This window comes from Streptomyces sp. UH6, from assembly GCF_013421635.1.
Taxonomy (GTDB): Bacteria; Actinomycetota; Actinomycetes; order Streptomycetales; family Streptomycetaceae; genus Streptomyces; species Streptomyces abyssomicinicus.
In genome coordinates this window covers 1-5,117 of sequence record NZ_JACADT010000371.1, presented here as the reverse complement: position 1 = coordinate 5,117, position 5,117 = coordinate 1, and the positions used below count along the sequence as shown (strand labels likewise).

The 5,117-nt window shown below is 73.4% G+C and carries 4 protein-coding genes; 3 read left to right on the top strand and 1 reads right to left on the bottom strand.

The window, feature by feature from the left end:
- Window positions 1–17 precede the first annotated feature (17 nt).
- Window positions 18–188: a hypothetical protein gene (locus HW445_RS17865; RefSeq protein WP_180222006.1), complete on the bottom strand. Its 171-nt coding sequence runs from the start codon at window positions 186–188 to the stop codon at window positions 18–20.
- Window positions 189–433: 245 nt separating this feature from the next.
- On the opposite strand from HW445_RS17865, the gene HW445_RS17860 reads away from it, so the two are divergent.
- The 3 genes from HW445_RS17860 to HW445_RS17850 form a co-directional block, all read left to right on the top strand.
- The gene (locus HW445_RS17860) at window positions 434–1,357 is read left to right on the top strand and encodes an LLM class F420-dependent oxidoreductase (RefSeq protein WP_180222005.1); all 924 of its coding nucleotides are present in this window, start codon (window positions 434–436) and stop codon (window positions 1,355–1,357) included.
- A gap of 167 nt (window positions 1,358–1,524) precedes the next feature.
- The gene (locus HW445_RS17855) at window positions 1,525–3,144 is read left to right on the top strand and encodes a 3' terminal RNA ribose 2'-O-methyltransferase Hen1 (protein WP_180222004.1); all 1,620 of its coding nucleotides are present in this window, start codon (window positions 1,525–1,527) and stop codon (window positions 3,142–3,144) included.
- Window positions 3,141–5,117, top strand: a 1,977-nt coding sequence (locus HW445_RS17850; RefSeq protein ID WP_180222003.1) for a polynucleotide kinase-phosphatase, incomplete at its 3' end; no start/stop codon positions are given. The genes HW445_RS17855 and HW445_RS17850, both read left to right, overlap by 4 nt.

Sequence of the window (5,117 nt, the reverse complement as noted above, 5' to 3'; positions counted from 1 at the left end):
GCGGGACCACCTGACGGTCAGAGCACGTCGCGGTCCTCCGGGCGGCCCCCGAGGGCCGCCCCCAGGTCGGAGAGGTCCGCGTTGAGAGCGGCCATCAGCTCCTCCATCTGCTGCAGCAGGCCCGCCGGCTGCTGCGGGACGCTCTGCACACTCGACGCACCGGACTGCGGCACGGTCTCTTCCGGCATGAAAAGGCTCCCAGGCCCTGGCCCCGAAGGGGCGAACGCGACAGACGCCCCGGCGTCGGAGCACCGGGGCGGAGCCGGGTCGGCCCGGCTCCGCCCGAACCAACGACCACCCCAGATGGCGGTCACTGCATCGGCCATCGAACCGTCGCCGGGTTGACGCTTTTTCACTCTGTCGGTGATCACGGGGAACGTGGGACCGGTGGGCGCGGTGTGACCTCCCCCGCGATCGGGTGCAGGATGGGGGCATGGACCTGCGAATCTTCACCGAGCCCCAGCAGGGGGCGACCTACGACACCCTGCTCACGGTCGCGAAGGCCACCGAGGACCTCGGTTTCGACGCCTTCTTCCGCTCCGACCACTACCTGCACATGGGCGACGTCACCGGCCTGCCCGGCCCGACCGACGCCTGGATCACCCTGGCCGGCCTCGCCCGGGAGACCAAGCGGATCCGCCTGGGCACGCTGATGACGGCGGGCACCTTCCGCCTGCCCGGCGTCCTCGCCATCCAGGTCGCGCAGGTCGACCAGATGTCCGGCGGGCGCATCGAACTCGGCCTGGGCGCGGGCTGGTACGAGGACGAGCACAAGGCGTACGGCATCCCCTTCCCCAAGGAGAAGCTGGCCCGCCTGGAGGAGCAGCTGGAGATCGTCACCGGGATGTGGGCCACCGAGGTCGGCAAGACCTTCAGCCACCACGGGACGTACTACGACCTGACCGACTCCCCCGCGCTGCCGAAGCCGGCGCAGCGCAAGGTGCCGGTCCTGATCGGCGGCACCGGCGCCAGGCGCACGCCGCGGCTGGCAGCCCGCTACGCCGACGAGTTCAACGCGCCGTTCATCTCCGTCGAGGACAGCAAGGCCCTGTTCGAGCGGGTGGGCGCCGCCGCCGTGGAGGCCGGCCGGGCCGCCGACGACCTCACCTACTCCAACGCCCTGGTGGTGTGCGTGGGCCGCGACGACGCCGAGGTGGCCCGCCGCGCCGAGCGGATCGGCCGTGAGGTGGACGAGCTGAAGCTCAACGGTCTGGCGGGCTCCCCCGCCGAGGTGGTCGAGAAGATCGGCCGCTACGCCGAGGCCGGGTCGCGGCGCGTCTACCTCCAGCTGCTCGACCTGGAGGACCTGGACCACCTGGAACTGATCGCCTCCCAGGTGCAGACCCAGCTCGGCTGACGTCCCTCGCCGCACGGCCGGATAAACGAAGGGCGCAGGTCGCACCCGTTGTGCGATGGTGAGCGGCGTCGTCCTGCGAACCCCCGGGACAGCGTGTCCCGGGGGTTTCGCGCGTCCCGCCGCGGTCGTCGCCGACACCGTGCGGGCCGAACGGGAGAGGAGCCCGGATGTTCCTGACCATCACCGCCACCGGCACGCCGGGGAGCCCGGCCACCGACCTCGGGTTCCTGCTGCACAAGCATCCCGACAAGGCACAGCCCTTCTCCACGTCCTACGGCACCGCGTACGTCGTCTACCCGGAAGCCACCGAGGAGCGCTGCACGGCGGCGCTGCTGCTGGAGGTCGATCCCGTCGCGCTGGTGCGCCGCGGCCGGGGCAAGGGGCGCGGCGGGGCGCCGGACTCGGCGCTCGCCCAGTACGTCAACGACCGCCCGTACGCCGCGTCCTCGCTGCTGGCGGTGGCGCTGAGCACGGTGTTCTCCACGACGATGAAGGGGCTGTGCACGGCGCGTCCGGAGCTGCCCGGCCGGGCGCTGCCGCTGCGGTTGGAGATTCCGTCGCTGCCGGCCCGGGGCGGCCCGGAGCTGGTGACCGGCCTGTTCGAGCCGCTGGGCTGGACGGTCGGTGTGCGGCCGGTGCCGCTGGACGTGACGTTCCCCGAGTGGGGCGACTCCCGGTACGTCTCGCTGGTACTGGAGTCGGACCGGCTGACGGTGGCCGAGGCGCTGCGCCACCTGTACGTACTGCTGCCGGTGCTGGACGGCGCCAAGCACTACTGGGTCTCCCCCGACGAGGTCGACAAGCTGCTGCGGGCGGGTGAGGGCTGGCTGTCCGACCACCCGCAGCAGCGGCTGATCACCAACCGGTACCTGGCGCGCCGGTGGTCGCTGACCCGGCGGGCGGAGGAACGGCTGGAGACCGAACGGCAGGAGCTGCTGCGGCTGGCCCAGGCGGACGACACCGAGGTCGAGGAGATCGACAACGCGGTGCCCGCCGAGACGGAGCCCGCGGCCGGTGCGTTCGCCGGGCCCGACGACGACGGTGCCGACGGGGACGGCGCCGCCGGGGAGGGCGCCGCCGGGGAGGACGGCTCCGAGGAGCGCCCCGTGCCGCTGGCGCGGCAGCGCCGGGAGGCGATCCTGGCCGCGCTGCGCGAGCGGCGTGCCGCCCGGGTCCTGGACCTGGGCTGCGGTGAGGGCCATCTCGTGCGGGAGCTGCTGAAGGACACCCGGTACGGCGAGGTCGTCGGCGTGGACGTGTCGGTGCGGGCGCTCGCCGTCGCCTCGCGCCGGCTGCGGCTGGAGCGGATGGGCGAGCGGCAGGCGTCGCGGGTCCGACTGCTCCAGGGGTCGCTGGTCTACACCGACAGCAGGCTCAAGGGGTACGACGCGGCGGTGCTCAGCGAGGTGATCGAGCACCTGGACCTCCCGCGGCTGCCGGCCCTGGAGTACTCCGTGTTCGGCTCGGCGCGGCCCCGCACCGTCGTCGTCACCACGCCGAACGTCGAGTACAACGTGCGCTGGGAATCGCTGCCGGCCGGCCACGCCCGGCACGGCGACCACCGGTTCGAGTGGAGCCGCGAGGAGTTCCGCGCCTGGGCGGACTCGGTCGCGGCCCGGTTCGGCTACGACGTGGAGTACCGGCCCGTCGGCCCGGACGACCCCGAGGTGGGTCCGCCGACCCAGCTCGCCCTGTTCACCCTGTGCGCGGACACCGGCTCCGAGCGGCACGCCGGTCCGGCCCGCATCCGTTCCGGGCACGCGACCCGTGAGGAGGCCTCGGCATGACCGACGCACCTGTGCAGGAGGCCCGGCCCGCCGGGCGTGTCCTGCCCGTCACCGACCTGTCCCTGGTGGTGCTGATCGGCGCCTCCGGCTCCGGCAAGTCCACGTTCGCGAGGCGGCACTTCAGGCCCACCGAGGTGATCTCCTCGGACTTCTGCCGCGGGCTGGTGTCCGACGACGAGAACGACCAGAGCGCCACCAAGGACGCCTTCGACGTCCTGCACTACATCGCCGGGAAGCGGCTCGCGGCCGGCCGGCGCACGGTGGTGGACGCCACCAACGTGCAGCAGGAGGCCCGCGGGCAGCTGGTCCGGCTGGCGCGCGAGCACGACGTGCTGCCCGTCGCCATCGTGCTGGACGTGCCGGAATCCGTGTGCGCGCAGCGCAACGCCGCCCGGGCGGACCGGGCGGACATGCCGCGCCGGGTCGTCCAGCGGCACACCCGCGAACTGAAGCGGTCGCTGCGGCACCTGGAGCGCGAGGGCTTCCGCAAGGTGCATGTGCTGCGCGGCGTGGAGGAGGTCGAGAACGCCACCCTGGTCACCGAGAAGCGGTTCAACGACCTGACCCATCTGACCGGTCCGTTCGACATCGTGGGCGACGTCCACGGCTGCTCCTCCGAACTGGAGTCGCTGCTCGCCAAGCTGGGCTACACCGACGGCGTGCACCCCGAGGGGCGGACCGCCGTGTTCGTCGGCGACCTGGTGGACCGCGGCCCCGATTCGCCGGGTGTGCTGCGGCGGGTGATGTCGATGGTGGAGTCCGGGAACGCGCTGTGCGTGCCGGGCAACCACGAGAACAAGTTCGGCCGTCACCTGCGGGGCCGCCAGGTCCAGCACACCCACGGCCTGGCCGAGACGGTCGCCCAGATGGAGGGCGAGAGCGAGGAGTTCACGGAGCGGGTCGCCAGGTTCATCGACGGGCTGGTCAGCCACTACGTCCTCGACGGGGGCCGGCTGGTGGTCTGCCACGCGGGTCTGCCGGAGAAGTACCACGGCCGGACCTCCGGGCGGGTGCGCTCGCACGCCATGTACGGCGAGACCACCGGGGAGACCGACGAGTTCGGGCTGCCGGTGCGCTACCCGTGGGCGGAGGACTACCGGGGCCGGGCCGCGGTCGTCTACGGCCACACCCCGGTGCCGACGGCCACCTGGCTCAACAACACCATCTGCGTGGACACCGGTGCCGTCTTCGGCGGCAAGCTGACCGCGCTGCGCTACCCGGAGCGGGAGCTGGTGGAGGTGCCGGCCGAGCGGGTCTGGTACGAGCCGGTGAAGCCGCTGGTGAACGAGGCGCCGGGCGGCCACCAGGGACGTCCGCTGGACCTGGACGACGTGCGGGGCCGGCGGATCGTGGAGACCCGGCACGCCGGACGGATCTCGGTGCGCGAGGAGAACGCGGCGGCCGCGCTGGAGGTGATCAGCCGGTTCGCGGTGGACCCGCGGCTGCTGCCGTACCTGCCGCCGACCATGGCGCCGACGGCGACCTCCGGGGCCGACGGCTACCTGGAGCACCCGGCGGAGGCGTTCGCGCAGTACGCGGCGGCCGGGGTCGGGCGGGTGGTGTGCGAGGAGAAGCACATGGGCTCGCGTGCCGTGGCCCTGGTCTGCCGGGACGCGGCGGCGGCCCGGGAGCGGTTCGGCGTGGACGGGCCCACCGGGTCGCTCTACACCCGCACCGGGCGGCCGTTCTTCGACGACGCCCAGGTCACCGAGGAGGTCCTCGGCCGGCTCCGCTCGGCGATCGACGGCGCCGGGCTGTGGGCGGAGCTGGACACCGACTGGCTGCTGCTGGACGGTGAGCTGCTGCCCTGGTCGCTGAAGGCGGCCGGGCTGCTGCGCAACCAGTACGCGGCGGTGGGGGCCGCCTCCGGGGCGGTCTTCCCGGGCGCGCTGGCCGCGCTGGAGGCGGCGGGGGCACGCGGCGTGGACGTGTCGGGGCTGCTCGCCCGGCAGCGTGAACGGGCGGCGGACGCG